At 71.9% G+C, this 26,340-nt stretch carries 21 protein-coding genes; 3 read left to right on the top strand and 18 right to left on the bottom strand.

Annotation, left to right across the window (positions count from 1 at the left end):
* Positions 1 to 56: 56 nt before the first annotated feature.
* Complete coding sequence (locus ACZ7MF_RS07110) at positions 57 to 1,613, top strand: MFS transporter (RefSeq protein ID WP_471474976.1); 1,557 nt, start codon at positions 57 to 59, stop codon at positions 1,611 to 1,613.
* Between the two features lie 48 nt (positions 1,614 to 1,661).
* On the opposite strand, the gene serA is transcribed toward ACZ7MF_RS07110, so the two are convergent.
* From serA to ACZ7MF_RS07080, 6 genes are all read right to left on the bottom strand, one after another.
* The gene (serA, locus tag ACZ7MF_RS07105; protein ID WP_471474975.1) at positions 1,662 to 3,263 is read right to left on the bottom strand and encodes a phosphoglycerate dehydrogenase; all 1,602 of its coding nucleotides are present in this window, start codon (positions 3,261 to 3,263) and stop codon (positions 1,662 to 1,664) included.
* Positions 3,264 to 3,481: 218 nt separating this feature from the next.
* Entirely contained in the window at positions 3,482 to 4,480 is a 999-nt protein-coding gene (gene ilvC, locus ACZ7MF_RS07100; RefSeq protein WP_471474974.1) for a ketol-acid reductoisomerase, read from the bottom strand.
* Positions 4,481 to 4,619: 139 nt separating this feature from the next.
* Positions 4,620 to 5,144 (bottom strand): acetolactate synthase small subunit, encoded by a 525-nt coding sequence (ilvN, locus tag ACZ7MF_RS07095; protein WP_003973483.1) that lies wholly within the window; start codon positions 5,142 to 5,144, stop codon positions 4,620 to 4,622.
* Between the two features lie 21 nt (positions 5,145 to 5,165).
* Entirely contained in the window at positions 5,166 to 7,007 is a 1,842-nt protein-coding gene (locus tag ACZ7MF_RS07090) for an acetolactate synthase large subunit (RefSeq protein ID WP_471474972.1), read from the bottom strand.
* A 241-nt stretch (positions 7,008 to 7,248) separates the two neighbouring features.
* Positions 7,249 to 10,347, bottom strand: coding sequence for a putative bifunctional diguanylate cyclase/phosphodiesterase (locus ACZ7MF_RS07085; RefSeq protein ID WP_471474971.1), 3,099 nt, complete (start codon positions 10,345 to 10,347; stop codon positions 7,249 to 7,251).
* Between the two features lie 414 nt (positions 10,348 to 10,761).
* A complete protein-coding gene (locus ACZ7MF_RS07080) occupies positions 10,762 to 11,703 on the bottom strand; it encodes a 2-hydroxyacid dehydrogenase (RefSeq protein WP_471474970.1) in 942 nt (313 codons plus the stop codon).
* A 74-nt stretch (positions 11,704 to 11,777) separates the two neighbouring features.
* Here ACZ7MF_RS07080 and ACZ7MF_RS07075 point away from each other — a divergent pair, with 74 nt between their 5' ends.
* Together ACZ7MF_RS07075 and ACZ7MF_RS07070 are read left to right on the top strand one after the other, a co-directional pair.
* A complete protein-coding gene (locus ACZ7MF_RS07075; protein WP_471474968.1) occupies positions 11,778 to 12,776 on the top strand; it encodes an aldo/keto reductase in 999 nt (332 codons plus the stop codon).
* Positions 12,777 to 12,864: 88 nt separating this feature from the next.
* Positions 12,865 to 14,073 carry a PQQ-dependent sugar dehydrogenase gene (locus ACZ7MF_RS07070; protein ID WP_471474967.1) on the top strand — a complete coding sequence of 403 codons (1,209 nt, stop codon included), beginning with the start codon at positions 12,865 to 12,867 and terminating at the stop codon, positions 14,071 to 14,073.
* A gap of 8 nt (positions 14,074 to 14,081) precedes the next feature.
* Here ACZ7MF_RS07070 and ACZ7MF_RS07065 read toward each other — a convergent pair whose 3' ends face one another.
* The 12 genes from ACZ7MF_RS07065 to ACZ7MF_RS07010 all read right to left on the bottom strand — a co-directional run bounded on the left by ACZ7MF_RS07065 (position 14,082) and on the right by ACZ7MF_RS07010 (position 26,224).
* Positions 14,082 to 14,291 carry a DUF6191 domain-containing protein gene (locus ACZ7MF_RS07065; RefSeq protein ID WP_471474966.1) on the bottom strand — a complete coding sequence of 70 codons (210 nt, stop codon included), beginning with the start codon at positions 14,289 to 14,291 and terminating at the stop codon, positions 14,082 to 14,084.
* Between the two features lie 38 nt (positions 14,292 to 14,329).
* Positions 14,330 to 17,431: a helix-turn-helix transcriptional regulator gene (locus ACZ7MF_RS07060; protein ID WP_471474964.1), complete on the bottom strand. Its 3,102-nt coding sequence runs from the start codon at positions 17,429 to 17,431 to the stop codon at positions 14,330 to 14,332.
* Between the two features lie 116 nt (positions 17,432 to 17,547).
* Positions 17,548 to 17,733: a hypothetical protein gene (locus ACZ7MF_RS07055; protein ID WP_356864472.1), complete on the bottom strand. Its 186-nt coding sequence runs from the start codon at positions 17,731 to 17,733 to the stop codon at positions 17,548 to 17,550.
* A gap of 195 nt (positions 17,734 to 17,928) precedes the next feature.
* Entirely contained in the window at positions 17,929 to 18,540 is a 612-nt protein-coding gene (locus ACZ7MF_RS07050) for a hypothetical protein (protein ID WP_471474963.1), read from the bottom strand.
* A 35-nt stretch (positions 18,541 to 18,575) separates the two neighbouring features.
* Entirely contained in the window at positions 18,576 to 19,160 is a 585-nt protein-coding gene (locus ACZ7MF_RS07045; protein WP_356864474.1) for a GNAT family N-acetyltransferase, read from the bottom strand.
* On the bottom strand, positions 19,138 to 21,384 hold the full coding sequence (locus ACZ7MF_RS07040) for an MMPL family transporter (protein WP_471474961.1): 2,247 nt from the start codon (positions 21,382 to 21,384) through the stop codon (positions 19,138 to 19,140). Before ACZ7MF_RS07040 ends, ACZ7MF_RS07045 begins: the two co-directional genes overlap by 23 nt.
* Positions 21,385 to 21,624: 240 nt before the next feature.
* A complete protein-coding gene (gene gatB, locus ACZ7MF_RS07035) occupies positions 21,625 to 23,139 on the bottom strand; it encodes an Asp-tRNA(Asn)/Glu-tRNA(Gln) amidotransferase subunit GatB (RefSeq protein ID WP_471474960.1) in 1,515 nt (504 codons plus the stop codon).
* Positions 23,140 to 23,154: 15 nt separating this feature from the next.
* Entirely contained in the window at positions 23,155 to 23,394 is a 240-nt protein-coding gene (locus ACZ7MF_RS07030; protein ID WP_007444751.1) for a hypothetical protein, read from the bottom strand.
* Positions 23,391 to 24,884: an Asp-tRNA(Asn)/Glu-tRNA(Gln) amidotransferase subunit GatA gene (gatA, locus tag ACZ7MF_RS07025; RefSeq protein WP_356864477.1), complete on the bottom strand. Its 1,494-nt coding sequence runs from the start codon at positions 24,882 to 24,884 to the stop codon at positions 23,391 to 23,393. The genes ACZ7MF_RS07030 and gatA overlap by 4 nt, the downstream gene beginning before the upstream one ends.
* A gap of 3 nt (positions 24,885 to 24,887) precedes the next feature.
* Entirely contained in the window at positions 24,888 to 25,184 is a 297-nt protein-coding gene (gene gatC / locus ACZ7MF_RS07020; protein WP_070023066.1) for an Asp-tRNA(Asn)/Glu-tRNA(Gln) amidotransferase subunit GatC, read from the bottom strand.
* A gap of 142 nt (positions 25,185 to 25,326) precedes the next feature.
* A complete protein-coding gene (locus tag ACZ7MF_RS07015) occupies positions 25,327 to 25,821 on the bottom strand; it encodes a cupin domain-containing protein (RefSeq protein ID WP_471474958.1) in 495 nt (164 codons plus the stop codon).
* 31 nt (positions 25,822 to 25,852) lie between these two features.
* The gene (locus ACZ7MF_RS07010; RefSeq protein WP_471474957.1) at positions 25,853 to 26,224 is read right to left on the bottom strand and encodes a DUF4267 domain-containing protein; all 372 of its coding nucleotides are present in this window, start codon (positions 26,222 to 26,224) and stop codon (positions 25,853 to 25,855) included.
* Between the last annotated feature and the right edge of the window lie 116 nt (positions 26,225 to 26,340).

The raw sequence follows: 26,340 nt of genomic DNA, 5'->3' as shown, positions 1-26,340 counted from the left end.
CTCGTCTTATACAAACGTTCTAGACAAGCGTATAAGACGTGCGTACAGTCGCCGTCATGACAACGAACCCGTCCCGGGCCGGCCGCCGCGAGTGGACCGCGCTGGGCGTACTGATGCTTCCGCTGCTGCTGGTCTCGATGGACGTCTCCGTCCTGTACTTCGCGATCCCGCAGATCAGCGCCGATCTGGACCCGAGCGGCACCCAACAGCTGTGGATCTTCGACATCTACGGCTTCGTCCTGGCCGGTCTGCTGATGACGATGGGGGCGCTGGGTGACCGCATCGGCCGGCGCAGGCTCCTCCTCCTCGGCGCGGTGGCCTTCGGCGCCGCCTCCGTGCTCGCCGCCTACGCGCACACCGCCGAGACGCTGATCGCGGCCCGCGCGGTCCTCGGCATCGGCGGCGCCACCCTGATGCCGTCGACGATGGCGCTGGTCCGCACGATGTTCACCGACCCCGCCCAGCGGGCGAAGGCGATCGGACTGTGGTCCGGGGTGATGACGGCCGGGATCGCGCTCGGCTCGGTGATGAGCGGCATCCTCGTCGAGCACTTCTGGTGGGGCTCGGTCTTCCTGGTCAACCTGCCCGCGATGGCCCTGCTGCTGATCCTCGGCCCGGTGCTGCTCCCCGAGTCGAAGAGCCCGTCCCCCGGCCGCTTCGACTGGCTGAGCGTCCCGCTGTCGATGGCGGCGGTCCTCCCCGTGGTCTACGGCCTCAAGGAGCTGCCCTCGGAGGGCTGGAACGTCCGCTACGTCGTCTCGATCACCGTCGGGCTGCTGTTCGCGGCGCTGTTCGTGCACCGCCAGCGCACCTCGGCCTCGCCGATGATCTCGCCCGCCCTCTTCCGCGGGCACGGTTTCACCCCGGCGCTGGTCCTCAACACCCTGTCGGCCTTCGGGATGCTGGGCTCGGCGTACTTCACCACCCAGTACCTGCAGTCGGTCCTGGGCAAGAGCGCGCTGGAGGCCGCACTGTGGAGCCTGCTGCCGTCGGTGCTCATCGGCGTCGCCGCACCGGTCGCCGCCCAGTTGGCCCAGCGCGGTGTCGAGCGCGCGTACCTCGTGACGGCCGGATTCGTCGTCGCGGCGGGCGGCTACGGCCTTCTCGCCCTGGCCGGTACGGACTCCCTGTGGCTGGTGCTGGCCGCGTGCGGCGTCCTCGCCGCCGGTCTCGTCGTGGTGATGTCCCAGCTCACCGACCTGGCGCTCGGCTCGGCCCCGGTCGAGAAGGCGGGCGCGGCCTCCTCACTGCTGGAGACCGGCACCGAGTTCGGCGGCGCCCTGGGCATGGCCGCCCTCGGCTCCATCGGTACGGCCCTCTACCGCCACGGCATCCCCTCCGGCGCGCCCGACCCGGCGCAGGAGACCCTGGGCGGCGCGCTGTCCGTCGCCGCCGGACTCCCGGGGCGCGCGGGAGACGCCCTGGCCACGGCGGCACGCGAGGCGTTCACCGACGGGATGCGGGGCGCCGCTGCGGCGGGGGCGCTGCTGCTGCTCGGGGCGGCGGCGCTGGCCGCGCTGGGGCTGCGCAACATCCGGGTGCGCCCGCAGGCGGAGACGGCGGACACGGAAAACGCCGGACAGGCTGACTCACTCAGCCCGTCCGGCGTTTGAGGCCGTGAGCGGGGGTCCCGGGGGCGGCAGCCCCCGGGTACGGCCGCCTCAGACCAGGTTGACGGACCGGGCGGACGTCGCGCCGATCTCCGCCGAGACCTCCGCCAGCACCCCGGCGGGCACCGTGTCGTCGACGGTCAGCACGGCCAGCGCCTCGCCGCCGACCGTCGCGCGGGCGACCTGCATGCCGGCGATGTTGATACCGGCCTCGCCGATGACGCGGCCCACGGTGCCGACGACGCCGGGACGGTCCTCGTAGCGCAGGACGACCATGTGGTCGGCCAGGGCGAGGTCCACGTCGTACTCGCCGACGGCGACGATCTTCTGGAGGTGCTTCGGGCCGGCCAGCGTGCCGGAGACCGACACCTCCTCGCCGTCCGAGAGGGTGCCGCGCACGATGACGACGTTGCGGTGCTCCGAGGACTCCGAGCTGGTGGTCAGCCGGACCTCGACGCCGCGTTCCTGGGCGAACAGGGGGGCGTTGACGTACGACACCGTCTCGTCGACGACGTCCTCGAAGACACCCTTGAGCGCGGACAGCTCCAGCACCTTCACGTCGTGCTGGGTGATCTCGCCGTAGACCTCGACGTCGAGGCGGACGGCGACCTCACCGGCGAGCGCCGTGAAGATCCGGCCGAGGCGCTCGGCGAGCGGCAGGCCCGGCTTGACGTCCTCGGCGATGACGCCGCCCTGGACGTTGACCGCGTCGGGGACCAGCTCACCGGCGAGGGCCAGGCGGACCGACTTGGCGACGGCGATACCGGCCTTCTCCTGGGCCTCGTCGGTGGAGGCGCCGAGGTGCGGGGTGGCGACGACCTGGTCGAACTCGAACAGCGGCGAGTCGGTGCAGGGCTCCTTGGCGTACACGTCCAGGCCGGCGCCGGCGACGCGGCCCTCCTTGAGCGCCGAGTACAGCGCCTCCTCGTCGACGATGCCGCCGCGCGCGGCGTTGACGATGCGGACGCTCGGCTTGACCTTGCGCAACGCCTCGTCGCCGATCAGGCCGAGGGTCTCGGGGGTCTTGGGCAGGTGGACGGTGATGAAGTCGGAGACCTCGAGCAGCTCGTCCAGCGACAGCACCTTGACGCCCATCTGCGCGGCCCGCGCGGGCTGCACATAGGGGTCGTAGGCGACGACCTTCATGCCGAAGGCCGACATGCGCTGCGCGACGAGCGCGCCGATGCGGCCGAGGCCGACGACGCCGAGGGTCTTCTCGGCCAGCTCCACACCGGTGTACTTGCTGCGCTTCCACTCGCCGTTCTTCAGCGCGGCGTTGGCCTGCGGGATGTTGCGGGCGGTGGCGACGATCAGGCCGCAGGCCAGCTCGGCGGCGGTGACGATGTTGGAGGTCGGGGCGTTGACCACCATCACGCCGGCCTTGGTGGCGGCGGAGACGTCGACGTTGTCCAGGCCGACACCGGCGCGGGCGACGACCTTGAGCTTCTTGGCGGCGGCCACGGCCTCGGCGTCGATCTTGGTGGCGGAGCGGACCAGGATCGCGTCCACGTCGGCGATGGCGGGGAGCAGTTCGGCCCGGTCCGCGCCGTTGCACCGGCGGATCTCGAAGTCGGGGCCGAGCGCGTCCACGGTCGCGGGCGACAGCTCTTCAGCGATGAGTACCGTAGCTTTTTGACTGGGGTACGAGCTCACGTGAGTCCTCACAAGTCCAATGCGGACGGCCGTCCCGACGGCCGCATGCGGAGGGTTGCTAGCCGCGTGGAAGACGCACGACGCTGTGGGCCTGACGCGTATGTGTTCAGCAGTCTAGTGGCGTGGCGGGCAGTGTCCTGCGCCTCTGCGGAAGCATCACCCGGAAGTGGATCCCGCGGGGGTGCCCGGCGCGCCGGGCACCCCCGCGGGGCAAAGACCTACGCCTCTTCGTCGACCCAGCTCATGAGCTTGCGCAGCTCCTTGCCGGTGGTCTCCAGGAGGTGCTCGGAGTCCTGCTTCTTGTACTCGTTGTACTTCTTCAGACCGCCGTGGTACTCGTCCATCCAGTTCTTGGCGAAGGTGCCGTCCTGGATCTCGGCGAGGACCTTCTTCATCTCGGCCTTGGTGGCGTCGGTGATGATCCGCGGGCCGGTGACGTAGTCGCCCCACTCGGCGGTCTCGGAGATCGACCAGCGCATCTTCTCCAGGCCGCCCTCGTACATGAGGTCCACGATCAGCTTCAGCTCGTGCATGCACTCGAAGTAGGCGATCTCCGGCTGGTAGCCGGCCTCGGTCAGGGTCTCGAAGCCCGCCTTGACCAGCGCGGCCGTGCCACCGCACAGGACGGCCTGCTCACCGAAGAGGTCGGTCTCGGTCTCCTCGGTGAAGGTCGTCTTGATGACGCCGGCGCGGGTGCCGCCGATGCCCTTGGCGTACGACAGGGCCAGCGCGAAGCCGTTGCCCGTGGCGTCCTGCTCGACGGCGGCGATGCAGGGAACGCCGCGGCCCTCCTCGTACTGACGGCGCACCAGGTGGCCCGGGCCCTTGGGGGCGACCATGCAGACGTCGACGCCGGCCGGGGGCTTGATGAAGCCGTAGCGGATGTTCAGGCCGTGGCCGAAGAACAGCGCGTCGCCGTCCTTCAGGTTGTCCTTGATGTGCTTCTCGTAGACCTCGGCCTGGATCGGGTCCGGGACCAGGATCATGATGACGTCGGCCTCGGCGGCGGCCTCGGACGGGCTCACCACGCGCAGGCCCTGCTCCTCGGCCTTGGCCTTGGACTTGGAGCCCTCGTGCAGACCGACGCGCACGTCGACACCGGAGTCGCGCAGCGACAGGGCGTGGGCGTGGCCCTGGCTGCCGTACCCGATGACCGCGACCTTGCGGCCCTGGATGATGGACAGGTCGGCGTCGGCGTCGTAGAACAGCTCGGCCACTGGGTTCTCTCCTTGTGTGCAGGTGTTGCGTCCCACCGTATGCCGGTGGGGGGAGGCGAAGTTTCGGGGTCTCGGAATGCGGGCGGCCGGCGGCGTCCCCGGCCGCCCGTTTCCGTTGTGGTGCGGACCGTTTCCGTCGTTATGCGGACCGGTCGAGTGCGCGCAGCGAGCGGTCCGTGATCGAACGGGCGCCGCGGCCGATGGCGATCGTGCCGGACTGGACGAGCTCCTTGATGCCGTACGGTTCCAGCATCCGGAGCATGGCGGTCAGCTTGTCGCTGCTCCCGGTGGCCTCGATGGTGACGGCCTCCGGGGAGACGTCGACGGTCTTGGCGCGGAACAGCTGGACGATCTCGACGATCTGGGAGCGCGTCTCGTTGTCGGAGCGCACCTTCACCAGAACGAGTTCGCGCTGGACGGCCTGGGTGGGCTCCAGCTCGACGATCTTGAGCACGTTCACCAGCTTGTTGAGCTGCTTGGTGACCTGCTCCAGCGGGAAGTCCTCGACGCTCACCACGATGGTGATGCGGGAGATGTCGGGGTGCTCGGTGACGCCGACGGCGAGCGAGTCGATGTTGAAGCCGCGGCGGGAGAAGAGGGCGGTGATCCGCGCCAGGACGCCGGGTGTGTTCTCCACCAGGACGGAGAGCGTGTGCTTGGACATGGTCTCTTCGGTCTCTCTCGCTCAGTCGTCTTCGTTGTCGCCGAAGTCGGGGCGGACGTCCCGGGCGGCCATGATCTCGTCGTTGGAGGTGCCGGCGGCGACCATCGGCCAGACCATCGCGTCCTCGTGGACGATGAAGTCGACGACGACGGGGCGGTCGTTGACGGAGTTGGCCTCCTCGATCACCTTGTCGAGGTCGGCGGGGTCCTCGCAGCGGATGGCGTAGCAGCCCATGGCCTCCGACAGCTTCACGAAGTCGGGGACGCGGGTGCCGCGGGCCTGAGGGTTGACGTCGTCCGGGCCGGAGTGCAGCACCGTGTTGGAGTACCGCTGGTTGTAGAACAGGGTCTGCCACTGGCGGACCATCCCGAGGGCGCCGTTGTTGATGACGGCGACCTTGATCGGGATGTTGTTCAGGGCGCAGGTGGTCAGTTCCTGGTTGGTCATCTGGAAGCAGCCGTCGCCGTCGATCGCCCAGACGGTGCGGTCGGGCATACCGGCCTGGGCGCCCATGGCGGCCGGGACGGCGTAGCCCATGGTGCCCGCGCCGCCGGAGTTCAGCCAGGTGGCGGGCTTGTCGTACTGCACGAAGTGCGCGGCCCACATCTGGTGCTGGCCGACGCCGGCCGCGAAGATCGTGCCCTCGGGCGCCAGCTGTCCGACACGCTCGATGACCTGCTGCGGGGAGAGCGAGCCGTCCTCCGGCTGGTCGTAGCCCAGGGGGTAGGTGTCGCGCCAGCGGCTCAGGTCCTTCCACCAGGCGCTGTAGTCGCCCTTGTTGCCGTCCTCGTGCTCCTTCTGGACGGCCTGCACCAGGTCGGCGATGACCTCGCGGGCGTCGCCGACGATCGGCACGTCGGCGGCGCGGTTCTTGCCGATCTCGGCCGGGTCGATGTCGGCGTGGACGATCTTGGCGTACGGGGCGAAGCTGTCCAGCTTGCCGGTGACGCGGTCGTCGAAGCGGGCTCCGAGGGCGACGATCAGGTCGGCCTTCTGCAGCGCGGTGACGGCGGTGACCGCACCGTGCATGCCCGGCATTCCCACGTGCAGCGGGTGGCTGTCGGGGAACGCGCCGAGCGCCATCAGGGTGGTGGTGACGGGCGCTCCGGTGAGTTCGGCGAGGACCTTCAGCTCGGCGGTGGCCTTCGCCTTGAGCACGCCGCCGCCGACGTAGAGCACGGGCCGCTTCGCCGCGGAGATCAGCTTGGCCGCCTCGCGGATCTGCTTGGCGTGCGGCTTGGTGACCGGGCGGTAGCCGGGCAGGTCCATGACCGGCGGCCAGGAGAAGGTGGTCTTCTTCTGGAGGATGTCCTTGGGGATGTCGACCAGGACGGGGCCGGGGCGGCCGGTGGAGGCGATGTGGAACGCCTGCGCGATCACCCGGGGGATGTCCTCGGCCTTGGTGACCAGGAAGCTGTGCTTGGTGATCGGCATGGTGATGCCGACGATGTCCGCCTCCTGGAAGGCGTCCGTGCCGATCGCGGAGGAGACCACCTGGCCGGTGATCGCGACCAGCGGCACGGAGTCCAGGTTGGCGTCGGCGATCGGGGTGACCAGGTTGGTGGCACCGGGACCCGAGGTCGCCATGCAGACGCCGACCTTGCCGGTGGCCTGCGCGTAGCCGGTGGCCGCGTGGCCGGCGCCCTGCTCGTGGCGGACCAGGACGTGGCGCACCCTGGTGGAGTCCATCAGCGGGTCGTAGGCCGGAAGGATCGTGCCACCGGGGATGCCGAATACGGTGTCGGCGCCGACCTCCTCGAGAGAGCGAATGAGGGACTGCGCACCCGTGACGTGCTCGGGGGCGGACTGTCCTCCGGATCGGGGCCGGGGCTGCGGGTGAGCCCCGGTGGCCTGCTCGGTCATCGGCGTTCTCTTCTCGATGCTGAGGGTTTTTGCGAGGTTTGGGCGATCTGGGCTGCTGCTCGGCAGGTGCCTGTGCAACAAAAAACCCCTCGTGCCGTAAGGCAAGCGAGGGGAGCGCGTCGGTGTGGATCGCGGGGAGTCCGGGTCGGTCCGGACGTCACCAGCTTCAGCCGACGCGCTTTCCAAGTACGAGAATTCGGGTGCGCATGGCACTGACCTTCCCTCCGGCGCGCACTCACTGTCAAGTGGGTGGGACGGGAGTCTCATTATGTGAGCGAAGGGCCGTGCCACCACTCAGAACGGCCGGCAGTCCGGAGGGGACACCGCCGGTGACCTGCCCCGGGCCCGGGCCGCCGACGCCCTTGCCGTAGACCCCGGCACCGCCGCCCGCGAAGGCCGGCTCGGCCGGCCCGTGGGGCACCGGGTAGTGACCGGCCGCGAGCGCTCTGCGCAGCCGGTACTCGTCCAGGGCCCCGGAGAACGCCATGCCCTGCCCGTGGGTACAGCCCATCGCGCGCAGGGCGACGATCTGCTCGGGCAGGTCGACGCCGTCGGCCACGGACTTCAGTCCGAGGTCGGTGGCGATGCGCAGCAGACCACTGGTGATCTTGTGCAGCCGCGCGGACTCCACGACGCCCTCGACCAGGCCCCGGTCGAGCTTGAGGACGTCCACGGGCAGGCGGCGCAGCGCGGTGATCGCCGCGTAGCCGTTGCCGAAGCCGTCCAGGGCGATCCGGACGCCGACCCTGCGCAGGGCGTTCAGCCGGCGGTCCAGCTCGTCGAGGCCGACCCGTGGGTCGATGTCCGACAGCTCGATCACGAGGGAGCCGGGCGGCAGTCCGTGCCGGGTCAGCAGCGCCTCCACGGAACCGAGCGGCATGGAGCGGTCCAGCAGGCGGCGGGCGCCGATACGTATGGCCACGGTCACGGACAGCCCGGTCGCCGCGCGTTCGGCGGCCTGCTCGACGGCCTCGCGCAGCACCCAGCGGTCGAGTTCGGCGGTTCTGTCGCCTTCCTCGGTCACCCGCAGGAACTCGGCGGGGGTGAACAGCACACCCTGTGCGGAGCGCCAGCGCGCCTGGGCGCACACCGACGTGATCCGGCCGTCCGCCAGCGAGACCACCGGCTGGTGCAGCAGGGCGAACTCCCCGTCGTGCAGCGCGGCCCGCAGCCGGGTGGCCAGCTCGGCCTTGCGTACGACGTCCTGCTGCATCTGCGGTCGGTACAGCTCGACGCGTCCCTTGCCGCCCGCCTTGGCCCGGTACATGGCGAGGTCGGCGTTGCGCAGCAGCTCACCTGCGCCCAGGCCGGGTTCGGCGAAGGCGACGCCGATGGAGGCGTTGACCCGGACTTCGTTGCCGTCGATGAGGTAGGGCTGGGAGAGCGTCAGTCTGAGCCGGTCGGCCAACTCCCGGATGTGGCCCTCGCGGGCGGCCCGGTCCCGGGCGCCGTCCCCGACGATCAGGGCCGCGAACTCGTCGCCGCCCAGCCGGGAGGCGGTGTCGCCCTTGCGGACGGCCTCGTGGAGTCTGCGGGCGGCCTGGACGAGCAGCTCGTCCCCGGCCTGGTGCCCGATGGTGTCGTTGACGCCCTTGAAGCCGTCGAGGTCGATGAAGAGCACCGCCGTCCCGCGCAGGGCGGCGCCCCGGTCCGAGGCGCGGCGGCCGGACAGGGCCTGCTGGACGCGCCGGGTGAACAGGGCGCGGTTGGGCAGGTCGGTGAGCGGGTCGTGTTCGGCGTTGTGCTGGAGCTGCGCCTGGAGGCGCACTCTTTCGGTGACGTCCCGGCTGTTGAAGATGAGGCCGCCGTGGTGCCGGTTGACGGTGGACTCGACGTTGAGCCACTCTCCCCCGCCCCCGGAGCGGAAGCGGCACTCGATGCGTGTGGTGGGTTCCTCGACCGGGTTGGCGGCCAGGAACCGGCGCACCTCGTGCACCACGCAGCCGAGGTCCTCGGGGTGGATGAGCCCGGCCAGCTCGGTGCCCACCAGTTCCTCGGCGGGCCGTCCGTAGACCCCGGCGGCGGCCGGGGAGACGTAGCGGAGGATGCCGTTGGGCGCGGCGATCATGATGACGTCGCTGGAGCCCTGGACCAGGGACCGGAAGTGGTTCTCCTTCTGGGCCAGTTCCTGGGTGAGGACGATGTTGTCGAGCAGCATGATGCCCTGCCGGACGACGAGCGCGAGCACGACGGTGCCGCCGGTCAGCAGGACCACGCGGTCGACGCTGCGGCCGTTGAGCACGTTGTAGAGGATGCCCAGGGTGCAGACGGCGGCGGCGAGGTACGGCGTGAGCGCGGCCAGCGACCCGGCGATGGGGCGGGCGGCCGGATAGCGGCCCCGTTCGCCGCCCTGCCCGGGTCCGGGCAGGGCGGTGGACGTGGTCGGCGGTACCGAGGGGGGCGTGGGCCGGTGACCGCTGCCGCGCTGGCCGGGCACGTGCTCGCGCACCACGCGGGTGTGGCCGCCGGTCCCCTTCTCGTCCGGCGCCGCACGCCCGCGCCGGGACGCGGCCCAGGGGGCGTACGCGAGCAGCAGGGAGCCGGCGAACCAGCCCGCGTCGAGCAACTGTCCGGAGCGGTAGCTGTTGTGGAGCAGCGGCGAGGTGAACAGGGCGTCGCACACCACGGTCAGGGCGAGCGCGCCGATGGCGGTGTTGACGGCGGATCTGCAGACGGGCGACCGCCGGAAGTGCAGCGCGAGCACCATGCTGACGAGGGCGATGTCGAGCAGCGGGTAGGCCACCGAGAGCGCGGCGTGCGCCACGCTGGAACCGCCCTCGGCCTTGGCCGCCTGGGCGAGCGCCAGGCTCCAGGCCAGGGTCAGCAGCGAGCCGCCGATCAGCCAGGCGTCCAGGCCCAGGCAGATCCACCCGGCCTTGGTCACCGGCCGCTTGGCCAGCACGAGGAGCCCCACGATGGCGGGCGGGGCGAAGCACAGGAAGAACAGGTCCGCGTAGCTGGGGCTGGGCACCGGCACCCGCAGCACGACCTCGTACCACCCCCAGACCAGATTGCCCAGGGACGCCATCGCCGAGGAGAGGGCGAAGAGCAGCCAGGCCGGTCGAAAGCGGACGCGGCGTCCGCGGGCGTAGAGGAAGCAGGAGACGGCGGCGGCGGCCGCCGCGGCGCTCAGCCCGAAGTCGCCCATGATCTTGGCGACGTACTGCGAACCCCAGCCGAGCGCGGCACCGACGGCGTAGGCCGCGCAGACCAGGGCGAGCACGAGCTGGCGGACGAGGGGTGGGGCGCCGGCGGCGGCCGACGGCCGGGGCAGCAGCGGTCCGGGCGCGGCCTGGCCGCGCAGCGCGCCGTCCAGCGTGGGCACGGGGGGCGGACTCACCGGGGCCTCCCGGTCCGCACCGCTCCCGCGTCCCGCGCGCACCGGTGGGCCGGCCGGTCCTGCCTTCTGCGCTCGCCCGGTCGGCGCGGGTGGGGGCAGCGCGGAGCGGGCCGGCCCCCGTGGTGGCCGTGCCGACCCCGTCGGCGCGCGGTCGTTGTCGTGGTCGTGCGCCAGGGTCGCCGGCGGCGGCTCCGCCGCGTCGGATCGTCGGTCCATAGGCCGTGCATCGCCCGTCGCCCCCCTCCACAGTCTGAGATGTCCATCCCCGGCGCCGTACGGTGCGCGGCGCGTCCCCTGTCGGACGATACACCAGTCTCGTCACTCAGGGACATAGGTTCTCTACGCTCCGTGACGACCAGCGGATATGCGCGCACCCACCGCATCCGGGGAGTCGCGGAGGGTGCCCGAAACGGATTACGACCCCGTCGTCAGGATCACGTTGCGCAGCGGCTCCCGGTTCACGAACCGGGTCAACTGGTCCACCAGCAGCCGCTCGGCGCGCGGCAGGAAGGCGGAGGTCGGACCGCCTGCGTGCGGGCTGACGACTATGCCGGGAGCATGCCACAGGGGGTGGCCCGGCGGCAGCGGTTCGGGGTCGGTGACGTCGAGGGCCGCGGTGAGGCGTCCGCTCTCCAGTTCGGCGAGCAACGCCTTCGTGTCCACGACCGGTCCGCGCGCCACGTTGACGAGCAGGGCACCGTCCTTCATCCGGGCGAGGAACTCGGCGTCGGCCAGTCCCCGGGTGGCCTCGGTGAGCGGTGTGGACAGGATGACCACGTCGGCCTGCGGGAGCAGGCGGGGGAGTTCGGTGAGCGGGTGCACGGGGCCGCGCTCCGTGGTGCGGGCGGAGCGCGCGACGCGCACGACCGGCGCGACCTCGAACGGCACGAGCCGGTCCTCGATCGCGGCGCCGATCGACCCGTACCCGACGATGAGGACCGTCCGGTCCGCGAGCGCGGGCCGGAACCCGCCGAGCCACTCGCCGCGGTCCTGCGCCCGCACGAAGTCCGGGATGCCGCGCAGCGACGCCAGGATCAGGGCGAGGGTCAGCTCCGCCGTGCTGGCCTCGTGCACACCGCGCGCGTTGCACAGCCGTACCCCGGCGGGCAGGTGCTCGAGGCCGGGTTCGACGTGGTCGATGCCCGCGGAGAGGGTCTGGACGACCTGGACGGAGCGCATCTCGGGCAGCGGGCGTACCCCCACGGCGCTGGGCTTCATGTAGGGCACGACGTAGAAGGCGCAGTCGGCCGGGTCGGCGGGGAAGGTCTCCTCGCCGTCCCAGTGGCGGTAGGCGGGACCTTCGGGAAGGCCCTCGATCTCGTCCGGCGGGATGGGCAGCCACACGTCAGCAGTCATGGTCAGGAGGCTATGTCAGGGGGCGGAGAGGCAAAGGTTAGGTTGGGTGGTCCGACAAGGGAGGGTCACGACCGGTGGAGCGCAGGACGATCGGCGCGACGGCACTCGCGGTGGGGGCCGTCGGACTGGGGTGCATGCCGATGAACTGGGCGTACAGCGCCTCGCGGCAGCGTGGCGACGAGTCGCTCAGGGCCGTGCACCGGGCCCTCGACCTCGGTGTCTCCCTGCTGGACACGGCGGACATGTACGGCCCCTTCACCAACGAGCTGCTGCTGGGGCGGGTGTTGAAGGAGCGGCGGTCCGAGGCCTTCGTGTCGACCAAGGTCGGTCTGCTGGTGGGTGAGCAGCACATCGTGGCCAACGGCCGCCCCGGCTATGTGAGACGTGCCTGCGACGCGTCCCTGCGCCGGCTCCAGACGGACGTCATCGACCTCTACCAACTGCACCGCGCCGACCCGGAGATACCCGTCGAGGAGACCTGGGGCGCGATGGCGGAGCTGGTGCGGGCCGGGAAGGTGCGGGCGCTCGGCCTCTGCGCGGTCGGGGCGCGGTCGGCCCGGCGGCCGGGGGCGCGGCTGCACGACGCGACGATCCGTCAACTGGAGCGGGTGCAGCAGGTCTTCCCGGTGAGCGCGGTGGAGGCCGAGCTGTCGGTGTGGTCGCCGGAGGCGCTGCGGACGCTGCTGCCGTGGTGCGTCTCGCGCGGCGTCGGTTTCCTGGCCGCGATGCCGCTGGGCAACGGCTACCTGACCGGCACGCTCACGCCCGGCCAGGGCTTCGAACCGGAGGACCTGCGAGCCCGGCACCCCCGCTTCACCGCCGAGATGATGGCGGCCAACCAGCCGGTCGTGGCCGCGCTGCGCCGGATCGCCGCCCGGCACGGCGACGGGGTCACCGCGGCGCAGGTGGCGCTGGCCTGGGTGCTGGCGCAGGGGCGGCACGTGGTGCCGGTGCCCGGCACCAAGCAGGAGCGCTGGGTGACGCAGAACGCGGGGGCGGCCCGGCTGCGGCTGACCGAGCGGGACCTGGCGGAGGTGCGGGCGCTGCCGCCGGCGCAGGGTTCCTGGGAGTGAGGCCCGCGGCGCCCGGCCGGCCGCCGCCGGATTCGGGGTTGGGGGTTCGGGATTCGGCGATCGGGAACTTGGGGAGCCCCTGCGGTGTATGACAGGGAGAACCCGCCGCGTCGAAGGGACCAAGATCGTGCAACGTCGAGCCGTGCCGGCCGTGCTGACCGCCGCTCTCCTGCTGACGGCCGGCTGCTCCTCCGGCTCCTCCGACGGCGCGGACCCGTCCGGAACGGACCGCGGCGCCTCCCCCACCAGTACGGCGGCGCAGTCCTCGCCCGCCGGATCGGCCACCGAGCAGGCACCGCCCGCGAAGGGCTCGGTCAAGGTGCTCCGCACGGTCGCCACGGGGCTGAACAGCCCTTGGGGCCTGGCCCCGCTGCCGGGTGGCGACCTGCTGGTGTCCTCGCGCGACGAGGCCACGATCACGCGCGTCGACGCGAAGACCGGCGAGAAGACCGAGCTGGGCGAGGTGCCCGGGGTGTCCCCGTCCGGCGAGGGCGGCCTGCTCGGCATCGCGCTCTCCCCCGACTACGCCTCGGACCACATGATCTACGCGTACTTCACCTCCGCCTCGGACAACCGCATCGTGCGCATGCTGTACGCCGAGAAGAAGCCGTCCGGCGAGCAGCTGGGCGCCCCGGACACGGTGTTCCGGGGCATCCCCAAGGGCGTGATCCACAACGGCGGGCGGATCGCCTTCGGCCCCGACAAGATGCTCTACGCGGGCACGGGCGAGAGCGGTGACACCGGTCTGTCGCAGGACGAGGAGTCCCTCGGCGGCAAGATCCTGCGGATGACCCCGGACGGCGAACCGGCACCCGGCAACCCCTTCCCCGACTCCCCCGTGTACTCGTTGGGCCACCGGAACGTGCAGGGGCTGGCCTGGGACGGCAAGCAGCGGCTGTTCGCCTCGGAGTTCGGTCAGGACACCTGGGACGAGCTGAACGCGATCAAGCCCGGCGACAACTACGGCTGGCCCGAGGCGGAGGGCAAGGGCGGCGGCTCCGGCTTCCACGACCCGGTGGCGCAGTGGAGCACCGACGAGGCCTCTCCCAGCGGCATCGCCTACGCCGCGGGCTCCGTGTGGATGGCGGGGCTGCGCGGTGAGCGGCTGTGGCGGATCCCGCTGAAGGGGACGGAGGCCGCGGCCGACCCGCAGGCCTTCCTGGAGGGCGAGTACGGCCGGCTGCGTACGGTGGCCCCGGCGGGCGGCGACAAGCTGTGGCTGGTCACCAGCAACACGGACGGCCGCGGCGACGCGAAGGGCGACGACGACCGGATCCTGGAGCTGGAGGTGGAGTAGGCGGCCGGCTACTCGTCGTCCGGGGACGGGGTCCCCGGGTCCGCCGCGTCCTCGTCGGCGCGCGGCCGGTGGACGACGACCTTGCCCGAGGTGAGGTCTATGGGGCCGCGAGCGGGGTCGCCGTCGCCCACGTCCTCGCGGGTCAGTTCGAGGCGGTTCTGCTCGTCGTTGGTGTGTTTGCGGCCGGGCGAGAACAGTTCCTCGAATGCGTTGAACATCGGGCCTCCGTCGGTCGGCGTCCCTTACAGCGTAAGCCTCACTCCGTCGAACCGGACGTGAGCCGTTCGGCGGGGAACAGCGCCAGCCGGTGAGCCACCGCCGCGGCCTCGCCGCGGCCGGAGACGCCGAGCTTGGCCAGGATGTTGGAGACGTGGACGCTGGCCGTCTTGGGCGAGATGAAGAGCTCCTCGGCTATCTGCCGGTTGGTGCGGCCGTCGGAGACCAGCCGCAGGACGTCCCGCTCCCGGCCGGTGAGGCCGAGGGCGCCGGCCGGGTCGGCGGGCCCGGACGCGGGTACGGGTTCGGCGGCGCGGCCGAGGGTGAGGCGGGCACGCCGGCCGAGCACGGCCACCGCGTCGGACAGCGGGCGCGCACCGAGGTGGTCGGCGACGGTGCGGGCCAGGCGCAGCAGCTCCGTGGCCCGGGCGCGCTCGTCGTCGCCGCCGGTGGCCAGGAGGGCATCGGCCAGCCGGTGGCGGACGCGGGCCAGGTCGTAGGGGCGCTCCAGGCATTCGAAGGCGGTGACCGCCTCCGACCAGAGCTGCGGGGTGTCGCGGCCCCGGGCGCGGTGGAGTTCGGCGCGGACCCAGCGCTCGTGGGCGACCCAGACCGGGGCGCCCGTCGTCAGGTGCTTCGCGGCCTCGGCGAGGCGGTCGAGGATGCCGGCGCGGCCCTCTTCGGCGGCCGGCAGGGAGCGCGCGTCGGCCTCCGCCGCGGCGGCGGACAGCAGCAGGGGCCAGCCGAAGCGCTGGGTGCCGGGCGGGAAGCCCGCGTCCAGGACGCGGACGACTTCGGCGCGGGCGTCCGGGAGGCGTCCCTCGGCCGCGGCGACGCCGACGGTGAGGGCCGCCAGCGGCAGGCGGTGCTGCGGCATGGGGTCGTGGGTGCCGTAGGCGGCGCGGGCCTCGGCGAGCAGCCCGGCGGCCTCGGCCCGCTCGCCGCGGGCGAGGGCGACGACGGCGCGCTTGAGTGCGGCGCCACCGCGTGGTGCGGGGCTGCGGCCCGGTGCTCCGGCCCGGTCGGCCGCTTCGAGGGCCTCGTCCCAGCGGCCCAGGGAGATCAGCGACTCGGCGAGGTTGCCCCAGACCCAGGCCTCGGACTCCAGCAGCCCCGTCCGCCGGGTGAGGTCGATGCCCTCGCGCAGGATGCCGAGCGCGTCCCGCGAGCGGCCGACGCCTTCCAGGGACGAGGGCAGGTTGACGTGGCTGCGGGCCACCACGGCGGACCGGTCCTGGGCCACCACCAGATCCCTGACCTGGAACATCTCGGCGAGTCCCGCGTCGATCTGCCCGGCGTCCACCATCAGGCCGCCGAGGGTGAGCCGGGCGTTCAGCTCGATCTCGTCGGCGCCCACCATGCGCGCGTACTCGACGGCCCGCTCGGCCGCTGTCATCGCGTCGGGGCCGGGGCTGTGGAGCATCGACCAGTTGGCGGACATGGCAAGCACCTCCGCGTGCACCTGGGACGGCGGCAGGCCGCGGACCAGTTCCTGGGCGATGCCCAGCTCCCGCCAGCCGTCGCCGCGGCCCTGGGCCTGGACCAGCAGCGAGCGCTGGGTCCAGAACCAGGCCGCGCGCTGCGGGTCCCGGCCGCTCGCGCCCGCCCCGGTGCCCGTGTCCTGTTCGTCCTCCAGGAGGCGCAGCGCCCGCTTGGTGATCTTCATGGCGCGTTCGCGCTCCCCGCACAGCCGCCCGGCGACGGCGGCCTCGGCCATCAGGTCCAGGTAGCCCAGTGGCGTGGTGGCGGGGTCGCAGCCGCAGGGAGGGTAGACCTCGGTGTAGTCGACGGGGCGCAGGGTGGCGCGTACCTCGTCGGGGGCGGAGTCCCACAGCTCCATCGCGCGCTCCAGCAGCCGCAGCTGTTCGGAGTAGGCGTGCCGGCGGCGGGCCTCGACGGAGGCGTCCAGGACGGCCGGCAGTGCCTTGGCGGGGGTGTGGGCGTGGTACCAGTAGCTGGCCAGGCGCATCACGCGCTCGGCGGCGGGCACCAGCGTGGGATCGGCCTCCAGGGCTTCGGCGTAGCGCCGGTTGAGGCGGGAGCGTTCGCCGGGGAGCAGGTCGTCGCCGACGGCCTCGCGGACCAGGGAGTGGCGGAAGCGGTAGCCGTCGCCGTCGGGCGCGGGGAGCAGGATGTTGGCGTTGACCGCGGAGCGCAGCGCCTCGATGAGGTCGTCCTCGGCGAGCCGGGCGACGGCGGCGAGCAGCCGGTACTCGACGGTGGAACCGCCCTCGGCGACGATCCGGGCGACCCGCTGGGCGCTCTCGGGCAGGGCTTCGACGCGGACCAGGAGCAGGTCGCGCAGGGAGTCGGTGAGGCCGGTGCAGCTGCCGACGCGTGCGGCCACGGCGAGTTCCTCCACGAAGAAGGCGTTGCCGTCGGAGCGTTCGAAGATCTCGTCGACCTGGAGCGGGTCGGGCTCGTGGGCGAGGATCCCGGCGATCTGGCGGCCCACCTCGTCGCGGGTGAAGCGGCCCAGTTCGAGGCGGCGGACGGTGCGCAGCCGGTCCAGCTCGGCGAGCAGGGGGCGCAGCGGGTGGCGGCGGTGGATGTCGTCGGAGCGGTAGGTGGCGAGGACGACGAGGCGGCCGGTGCGCAGGGTGCGGAAGAGGTAGGCGATCAGGTGGCGGGTGGAGGCGTCGGCCCAGTGCAGGTCCTCCAGGACGAGGACGACGGTGTGCCGGGCGGCGACGCGCTCCAGCAGGCGGGCGGTGAGTTCGAAGAGCCGGGCCATGCTCTCCTCGTCGTGCCGGCCGCCGCCGGTGACCGGGGCACCCTCGCCCAGTTCGGGCAGCAGCCGGGCCAGCTCCTCCTCCTGGCCGGCGGCCGCGGCGGCCAGTTCCTCGGGCAGGTGGCGGCGCAGGGCGCGCAGCGCGGTGGAGAAGGGCGCGAAGGGCAGCCCGTCGGCGCCGATCTCCACGCAGCCGCCCAGCGCGACGACGGCGCCGCGCCGGTCCGCCGCGGTGGCGAACTCCTCGACGAGGCGGGTCTTGCCGACGCCGGCCTCGCCGCCGAGCAGCAGTGCCTGCGGCTCTCCGCCGGTGGCGGACGCGCGGGCGAGCGCCTCGTTCAACGTGTCCAGTTCGCCGGTGCGGCCGACGAACACGGGACTGACGGACCTGGTCTCCACGGACCCGAGCATCGCACGCGGGTACGACAGCGGGTCACCGGTTTTCGGCAGGTGGACAACCCCCGCAACGGCGGCGGGAACGACGGCGGGGAGGGAGGCCGTGCGGCCCCCCTCCCCGGCTCCCCCGTTCACGCGGTCCGGGCGAACCGGTGCCCGCGTCGGCGCGGCGTATGGCTCTCGGCCACGGCGGCGCCGTGCCGGGCCTGGCGGCGGGCGGCGCGGCGGGCCCGAAGCACCTCGCGGGCCAGCCGGGCCTCGTCGGCGCGGCGGATCAGTTCGGCGGAGCGGTACTGCTGGAACTCGTACTCGTACATGGTGTGCCCCTCGGCTTCTCTTCGGTTTCGGCTTCGCTTGCTTGCGATGCCTCAACCTTCGTCTCCCAGGGGGGTGGGCCACATCGGGTAAGTTCCGCATCTTCGGTGCCGCACGGGGCCTTAGATGCGCGTGAGGGGTCTTAGGGCGCGCGCCACAGGCGGGCGACTGTCCTAAGACCCCTCAGAAGTGCCTGGTCAGCCGGTGGCGGGCAGCCCCAGCAGGACGTCCGTGTACTTCAGCACGGCCAGCAGCAGGCCGATGACACCGAGGGCGACACCCGCCCAGGCGACCGACTTGATCCACGGGGCCTGCGGGCGGCCGGGCGCGCCGAACGCGGGACGGGCCAGCACGACGACGCCGACGATCAGCGCGACCAGGGCGAAGATCCCGCCCCACATCGCGGTGGCCTGCCAGGCGTTGCCGTAGCCCTTCTCGATCAGCGTGCCGACGTCCGAGGACGAGGACGTCTGAAGCTGGCCCATCAGGGACTCGCGCGCGGAGGCCACGGTGCCGACCCAGCTGCCGGTCAGGGAGACGATGCCGAGACCGGCGGAGACCACGGCGCCCGCGCCCTGGCCGACGCCGGTGGGGGCCGCCCCGGCCCCTTCGGTGCCGTCCGTGTCCTCGTCCGTGTCCTCGGCCGTCGCCGTGTCGGCGTCCTCGGGCGTGTCGGTCTCGGCCGCCTCAGGGGCCTCGGCCGCCTTGGTGACCTCAATGGACTCGGAGGCCTCGGTCGCCTCGGCCGCCTCGTCCGTCTTGTGCTCGTCGGTCTTCACGCCGGTCTCGTCCACTGTCTTCGTTCCCATGCCTCGCACCGTACGGACGCTGTCTGAGAGGTCCCTTAATGATCCTTGTGAGCGGCACGCGCGCGTGCTTCCCGTGCTGCCCGCCACTCGGGTGCGAGCACGGCCCACACCTCCATGTCCTGGCGCGTGCCCCGGTAGGGGAAGCTCTCGCGCAGCACGCCCTCACGCATCATGCCGAGTCGCCGCGCGGCGTTGACACTCGGGGTGTTCGCCGTCGAGGCGTACCACTCCACGCGGTGCATGCCGCGCTCGTCGAAGGCCCAGTCGATCAGCACGCGGGCGCCTCGGGTGACCAGGCCGCGGCCCGTTCCGGCGGGTTCCAGCCAGCAGCCGATCTCGCAGACGCCGGTGGCGGCGTCGAAGACGCGGTAGAGCAGGCCGCCGACGAGGGTGCCGTCCAGCCACAGCCCGTGCAGGAAGCCGCTGTCGGCGGCGTGCCGGTCGGCGTAGGCCTGGAGCACCTCGCGCGCGGAGTCGACGTCGGTGGCCTTCGCCCCGAAGGGAATGTGCTCGGTGATGAAGTCCCGGCCACGCTCCAGGTGGGCCAGGAACTCCTCGGCGTGCCAGGTCTCCAGGGGGCGCAGTTCGGCTCCGTCGTCACCCAGTGGTATCGCGTACATCCCGCTGCCGTTCCTCCTCCGCAAGGACGTCCGCCACCTCGGCGTCCGTCGCCGCGGCCAGCCTCTCATGGGCGGCCCGGCACTCGGGCGGCTCGATGCTGATGCGCGGCAGGAGGGCGTCCAGGCGGCGCGGCAGCCACCAGTTGGCGCGGCCGAGCAGATGCATCAGGGCGGGCACCAGGAGGGTGCGCAGGACGAAGGCGTCCAGGGCGACCGCGGCGGCCAGCGCGATGCCGAACATGGCGATCACCCGGTCGCCGCTGAGGACGAAGGCGAGGAAGACCGAGATCATGATGACGGCGGCGGAGTTGATCACGCGGCCGGTCTCGGCGAGTCCGACCCGGACGGCCCGGCGGTTGTCGCCGGTCTCCAGCCACTCCTCGTACATCCGGCTGACGAGGAAGACCTGGTAGTCCATGGAGAGCCCGAAGAGCACCGAGACCATGATCACGGGCAGGAAGGGTTCGATCGGCCCGGCGCTGCCGAGGCCGAGCAGTTCGCTCCCCCAGCCCCACTGGAAGATCGCCACGACCACGCCGAAGGCGGCGGCCACGGCGGCCACGTTCATGGCGGCGGCCTTGAGGGGGATGCCGACGGACCGGAAGGCCAGCAGGAGCAGCAGGCAGCCGAGGCCGATGACGACGCCGACGAAGAGCGGCAGCTTGCCGATGATGACGTCGGCGAAGTCGTCGTAGCCCGCCGTCACGCCGCCGACGTGCACGTCGAGCGCGGTACCGGCCTCGGCGCGCGGCAGCACCTCGGAGCGCAGCCGCTCGACCAGGTCGCTGGTGTCCTCGGACTGCGGCGCCGACTCGGGTACGACGGTGAGGTACGCGGCGTCGCCGCCGGAGTTGTACATCACCGGTGTCACCGAGGAGACGCCCTCGGTGGTCCGCAGGGTGGCGTCCAGGTTGTCCAGGGCGAGACGGTCCTCGGCGCCGCGGACCTCGGTGACCAGGGTGAGCGGGCCGTTGACGCCGGGGCCGAAGCCGTCGGCGAGGAGGTCGTAGGCCTGGCGGGTGGTGGTGCTCTTGGGGTCGTTGCCCTGGTCGGAGGTGCCGAGGCGCAGGCCGAGGGTGGGCAGGGCGACGACGGTGATGACGACGAGGGCGAGGGCGCCGAGCAGTTTCGGGTGGCGTTCGACGAAGGCCGACCAGCGGGCGGCGAACCCCGTCGGCACCTCGGGTTCGGGGCCGTGCTCGGCGAGCCGGCGCCGCTCGCGCCGGCTCAGGGCGCGCGGCCCGATGTACGAGAGCAGGGCGGGCAGCAGCGTCACGGAGGCGGCGACGGTCAGGAGCACGGTCAGCGAGGCGGCGACGGCGACGCCGTTGAGGAAGCTCAGCCGGAGGATCAGCATGCCCAGCAGGGCGATGCAGACGGTGGCACCCGCGAACACCACGGCTCGTCCGGTGGTCGCCACGGCGTCGGCGGCGGCGTCCGCCACGGACAGGCCTCGTTTCAGTCCGCGCCGGTGTCTGGTGACGATGAACAGGGCGTAGTCGATGCCGACGCCGAGTCCGACGAGGGTGCCCAGCATGGGCGCGAAGTCGGCGACGGTCATGGCGTGGCCGAGGAGCGTGATGCCGGCGTAGGCGGTGCCGACGGAGACCAGGGCGGTGGCGATGGGCAGCAGTGCCGCGGCGACGGAGCCGAAGGCGAGGAAGAGGACGACCGCGGCCACGGCCACGCCGACGGTCTCGGCCAGGTGGCTGCCGCCGGACTCGGTGAGCGCTATGGCGCCGCCGCCCAGTTCGATCCGGAGTCCGTCGGTCTCGGCCGCCTCGGCGGCGTCCACCACGGCCCGCGCCTGGCCCGCGTCGATGTCCTGGGAGGCGGCCCCGAAGGTGACGGTCGCGTACGCGGTGTCGGCGTTCTCGCTGATCAGGGGCGAGTCGGGGTCGTCGTACGGGTTGGTGACCGCGGCCACCCCGGGCAGGTCCGCGATGCGGTCCAGGGTGCGGGTCATGGTCTGCTCGACGTCGGCGGCGCGGACGGTGCCGGTCGTGGTGTGCCAGACGATGGTGTCGCTGTCGCCGTCGAGGTCGGGGAAGCGGGATTCGAGCAGCCGGTAGGCGCGGTCGGAGCCGGTGCCGGGGATGCCGTAGTCGTTGGAGTACGCGGAGCCGGCGACCGTGGCGGCCGTGGCCACCCCGCCGAGGGCGAGCAGCCAGAGCAGGACGGTGACGAGGCGACGTTGAACACACCAGCGTGCGAGGGCTGCCACGAACGTGCTCCCAGGGGTGTCTGATTGTGGATCTTTGACCGGGAACACGCGGAATACCGGGAACGCCGGGAATGATCGTCCATGGTGTGAACGGTCCGCAAAGAACGCATGAGCAATGCGGAATCACTCTTGCAGGCAGAAGAGATCCTTTGCGGACTTAGTGGGCTTATTCACAACAACGGCCCTGGGGGGACGCGTCAGGCTCGACGCGTCCCCCCAGGGCTCGTGGTGTACCGGGTCTCAGCCCTCGGTGACGCCCAGCTTCTCCAGGATCAGCTCCTTGACGCGGGCCGCGTCCGCCTGGCCCCGGGTCGCCTTCATGACCGCGCCGACCAGGGCGCCGGCGGCCGCCACCTTGCCGCCGCGGATCTTGTCCGCGATGCCCGGGTTGCCGGCGATGGCCTCGTCGACGGCGGTGGTGAGCGCGCCCTCGTCGGAGACGACCTTCAGGCCGCGCTGGTCGACGACCTCGTCCGGCGTGCCCTCACCGGCGAGGACGCCCAGGATGACCTGGCGGGCCAGCTTGTCGTTCAGCTCGCCCTTGGTCACCAGCTCGGCGACGCGGGCGACCTGGACCGGCGTGATCGCCAGCTCGTCGATCGCCTTGCCCGACTCGTTGGCGCTGCGGGCCAGCTCGCCCATCCACCACTTGCGGGCGGAGGCCGCGTCGGCACCGGCGTCGATCGTGGCGACGATCGGGTCCAGGGCACCGGCGTTGAGGATCGACTGCATGTCGTTGCCGGAGATGCCCCACTCCTCGCGGAGGCGGTTGCGGCGCACCAGCGGCAGCTCGGGCAGCCCGGAACGGATCTCTTCGACCCACTCGCGGGACGGGGCGACGGGCACCAGGTCGGGCTCCGGGAAGTACCGGTAGTCCTCGGCCTCCTCCTTCACGCGGCCCGAGGTCGTGGACCCCGTGTCCTCGTGGAAGTGGCGGGTCTCCTGGATGATCGTGCCGCCCTCGTTCAGCACGGCGGCGTGCCGCTGGATCTCGAAGCGGGCGGCGCGCTCGACGGAGCGCAGCGAGTTGACGTTCTTGGTCTCGCTGCGGGTGCCGAACTTCTCCCGGCCGTGCGGCCGCAGCGACAGGTTGACGTCGCAGCGCATCTGGCCCATCTCCATGCGGGCCTCGGACACGCCGAGGGCACGGATGAGCTCGCGCAGCTCACGGACGTACGCCCGCGCGACCTCGGGGGCGCGCTCGCCCGCTCCCTCGATCGGCTTGGTGACGATCTCGATGAGCGGGATGCCGGCGCGGTTGTAGTCGAGCAGGGAGTGCGAGGCGCCGTGGATACGGCCCGTCGCGCCACCGACGTGCAGCGACTTGCCGGTGTCCTCCTCCATGTGGGCGCGCTCGATCTGGACGCGGAAGGTCTCCCCGTCCTCCAGCTGCACGTCGAGGTAGCCGTCGAAGGCGATCGGCTCGTCGTACTGGGAGGTCTGGAAGTTCTTCGGCATGTCCGGATAGAAGTAGTTCTTCCGGGCGAAGCGGCACCACTCGGCGATCTCGCAGTTCAGCGCGAGACCGATCCTGATCGCCGACTCGACGCCGGTCGCGTTGACGGCCGGGAGCGCGCCGGGCATGCCGAGGCAGACGGGGCAGGTCTGGGTGTTGGGGTCGGCACCGAGCGCGGTCGAACAGCCGCAGAACATCTTGGTCTTGGTGCCGAGTTCGACATGGACCTCGAGGCCCATGACGGGGTCGTACGACGCGAGTGCGTCCTCGTACGACACCAGGTCGGTCGTGGTGGTCACGGTGAAACTTCCCTCTCAGCCCAGCAGGACGTCGTCGTCGCCGAGACGCTTCAGCTCGCGGTACAGGATGGCGAGGTTGGTGACGACGGCGGCTCCGGTGACGACGGCGTCGAGCAGTCGCAGCGTGTCGCTCTCGCCACGGGCCTTCTTGATCTGCTTGTAGACCCCGACGGCGCCGAACGCCGACGTGGCCATCGAGACGTACAGACCGGACTTGGACTTCTTGAAGCCCTTGGCCTTGGTCAGTGCACTCACAGCGACGGAGCCTCCTCGATCAGCGGGTGGCCCCACTTTTCCACGAAGGCGGCCTCGACGGCGGCGCCGACCTTGTAGAGCCGGTCGTCCTTCATGGCGGGGGCGATGATCTGCAGCCCCACCGGCAGGTTGTCCTCGGGCGCGAGGCCACAGGGCAGCGACATGGCCGCGTTGCCCGCCAGGTTGGTGGGGATGGTGCACAGGTCGGCCAGGTACATCGCCATCGGGTCGTCGGCGCGCTCGCCGATCGCGAAGGCGGTGGTCGGGGTCGTCGGCGAGACGATCACGTCGACCTGCTCGAAGGCCCGCTCGAACTCCTGCTTGATGAGGGTGCGGACCTTCTGGGCGCTGCCGTAGTACGCGTCGTAGTACCCGCTCGACAGGGCGTACGTGCCGAGCATGATGCGGCGCTTGACCTCGGGGCCGAAACCGGCCTCGCGGGTCAGGGAGGTGACCTCCTCGGCGGAGTGCGTGCCGTCGTCGCCGACGCGCGCGCCGTAGCGCAGGCCGTCGAAGCGGGCCAGGTTGGAGGAGCACTCGGAGGGGGCGATCAGGTAGTACGCGGAGAGCGCGAGGTCGAAGGACGGGCAGTCCAGCTCGACGATCTCGGCGCCCAGCGACTTCAGCAGCTCCACGGACTCGTCGAAGCGCTGCACGACACCGGCCTGGTAGCCCTCGCCGCGGAACTGCTTGACGACGCCGACGCGCATGCCGTCCACGCTGCCGTTGCGGGCGGCCTCGACGACCGCGGGGACCGGGGCGTCGATGGAGGTGGAGTCCATCGGGTCGTGCCCGGCGATCACCTCGTGCAGCAGGGCCGCGTCCAGGACCGTGCGGGCGCAGGGGCCGCCCTGGTCGAGGGAGGAGGAGAAGGCCACCATGCCGTAGCGGGAGACGCCGCCGTAGGTCGGCTTGACGCCGACCGTGCCGGTGACGGACGCGGGCTGGCGGATGGAGCCGCCGGTGTCGGTGCCGATGGCGAGCGGGGCCTGGAAGGCGGCGAGGGCCGCGGAGGAACCGCCGCCGGAGCCGCCGGGGATCTTGGTGAGGTCCCAGGGGTTGCCGGTCGGGCCGTAGGCGCTGTTCTCGGTGGAGGAGCCCATGGCGAACTCGTCCATGTTGGTCTTGCCGAGGATGACGACGTCGGCGGCCTTCAGGCGCTGGGTGACGGTCGCGTCGTACGGCGGGATCCAGCCCTCGAGGATCTTCGAGCCGACGGTGGTGGGGATGCCCTCGGTGGTGAAGATGTCCTTGAGCGCGAGGGGGACGCCGGCCAGCGGGCCGAGCTTCTCGCCGCGCTCGCGCTTGGCGTCGACGGCGCGGGCCTGGGCCAGCGCACCCTCGCGGTCCACGTGCAGGAAGGCGTGCACCTTCTCGTCGACGGCCTCGATGCGGGCCAGGTGGGCCTCGGTGACCTGGACGGCGGTCAGCTCGCCGGAGGCGATCTTCGCGGCGATCTCGGCCGCGGTGAGCTTGATGATGTCGCTCATGGCTTACTCCTCCCCCAGGATCTGCGGCACCTTGAAACGCTGCTGCTCCTGGGCCGGGGCGCCGGAGAGCGCCTGCTCGGGCGTGAGCGACGGACGGACCTCGTCCGCCCGCATGACGTTCGTCAGCGGGAGCGGGTGCGAGGTCGGCGGTACGTCTTGGTCGGCGACCTCGCTGACGCGGGCGACCGCGCCGATGATGTCGTCCAGCTGTCCCGCGAAGTGCTCGAGCTCTTCGGGCTTCAGCTCCAGACGCGCCAGCCGGGCGAGGTGGGCGACCTCCTCGCGCGTGATGCCAGGCATGCAGCGTTCCTCTGGGTGAGTGTGTGGTCGGGGCACCTCGGCCGGGACAAGTCGCTTGTCCCCGTCGATTCGGCCCAATCGGTTTGGCCCAATCCTATGGGGCCGGGCCCCGTGGCCGTTAAACGGTTTCCCCCGCGGCGGCTCACCCGCGCCGCGCGTCCCAGGCGGCGCTGCTCAGGAAGTGGTTGTCGTACAGCTCCTGGACCTCCAGGAGGCTCTCCCGGGTGGCATCGCCGAGGGCGGTGCGCCGGAGGTGGCGGAAGTACTCGAAGCGCTCGACGCCGGGCGTGAGGACGATGAGCAGGTCGGCGTCGGCGCCGGGCACGGCGGCGAAGGCGTGCGGCTTGCCGGGCGGGACCACCACCAGGTCGCCGGGGCCCGCGGTGAGCACCTCGTCGCCGGAGAGGATGTCGGCGGCGCCGTCGAGGAGGAAGAACATCTCGGCCGAGTTCTCGTGCCGGTGCGGCGCGGCGCCGTCGGCACCGGCGGTGAGGGTGACGCGCTGGGTGGACAGGGCACCGCCGGTGGCGCTGCTGTCGGCCAGCAGGCGCACGGTGGTGGGCGCGCGGCCGACGACCTCGGCCTCGGCCTCGCGGACGACCACGGACTCGTCGAACTTCGGAACGAACAGCGACATTCTCGGACCCCCTGAAGACGATTGGATGCGCTCAGACCGCGAAGAGCAGTCCGGCACTGATCAGGACAACGACCGCGGTGGCGAAGTGGATCCCGAAGGCCACCGCCTTCGTACCCCCGTGGCGCAGCACTATGAGCGTGTCGGCGAGCGGTACGAGGGCGACGCAGAGCATGAACCACGCCTCGGGGCGGGTGCCGGCGAAAGCCAGCAGCGCCAGCCCCACCACGCCGAGCGCGCCGTCCCTGACGCCCTTGATCGTCAGGTAGGCGGCGGCGTCGCCGCCCGCGTCGGCCGGGACGCCGTACCCGGTGGCGGCCGGGCCGGGCTGGAAGAGGAAGCGGTACCCCAGGAACAGGCAGAACAGGTTGAGCACGACGGCCAGGGTGTACGCGGCGACGGTCACGGCTTCTCCTTACTAGCAGCGCTAGGTACAGGAGTGACGCTAGCAGGTCGATGACAGGATGGCTAGCGTTGCTAGATTCAGAGTCGTGGGTGCGACGGCCGAGGGCGCGCACGGGA

Source organism: Streptomyces sp. NPDC111628, from assembly GCF_055635195.1.
The sequence above is the reverse complement of the archived record's forward strand: the minus strand, read 5'-3'. Positions and strand labels throughout refer to the sequence as shown.

Bases quoted from the DNA above. Each gene is read 5' to 3' on its own strand.
- ACZ7MF_RS07080 (WP_471474970.1), bottom strand. From the start codon at position 11,703: ATGACTGCTGACGTGTGGCTGCCCATCCCGCCGGACGAGATCGAGGGC.
- ACZ7MF_RS07110 (WP_471474976.1), top strand. From the start codon at position 57: ATGACAACGAACCCGTCCCGGGCCGGCCGCCGCGAGTGGACCGCGCTG.
- ACZ7MF_RS07070 (WP_471474967.1), top strand. From the start codon at position 12,865: ATGACAGGGAGAACCCGCCGCGTCGAAGGGACCAAGATCGTGCAACGT.
- ilvN (WP_003973483.1), bottom strand. From the start codon at position 5,144: ATGTCCAAGCACACGCTCTCCGTCCTGGTGGAGAACACACCCGGCGTC.
- gatC (WP_070023066.1), bottom strand. From the start codon at position 25,184: ATGCCTGGCATCACGCGCGAGGAGGTCGCCCACCTCGCCCGGCTGGCG.
- ACZ7MF_RS07045 (WP_356864474.1), bottom strand. From the start codon at position 19,160: ATGTACGCGATACCACTGGGTGACGACGGAGCCGAACTGCGCCCCCTG.
- gatA (WP_356864477.1), bottom strand. From the start codon at position 24,884: ATGAGCGACATCATCAAGCTCACCGCGGCCGAGATCGCCGCGAAGATC.
- ACZ7MF_RS07090 (WP_471474972.1), bottom strand. From the start codon at position 7,007: ATGACCGAGCAGGCCACCGGGGCTCACCCGCAGCCCCGGCCCCGATCC.
- ACZ7MF_RS07065 (WP_471474966.1), bottom strand. From the start codon at position 14,291: ATGTTCAACGCATTCGAGGAACTGTTCTCGCCCGGCCGCAAACACACC.
- ACZ7MF_RS07050 (WP_471474963.1), bottom strand. From the start codon at position 18,540: ATGGGAACGAAGACAGTGGACGAGACCGGCGTGAAGACCGACGAGCAC.
- ACZ7MF_RS07055 (WP_356864472.1), bottom strand. From the start codon at position 17,733: ATGTACGAGTACGAGTTCCAGCAGTACCGCTCCGCCGAACTGATCCGC.
- ACZ7MF_RS07015 (WP_471474958.1), bottom strand. From the start codon at position 25,821: ATGTCGCTGTTCGTTCCGAAGTTCGACGAGTCCGTGGTCGTCCGCGAG.
- ACZ7MF_RS07060 (WP_471474964.1), bottom strand. From the start codon at position 17,431: ATGCTCGGGTCCGTGGAGACCAGGTCCGTCAGTCCCGTGTTCGTCGGC.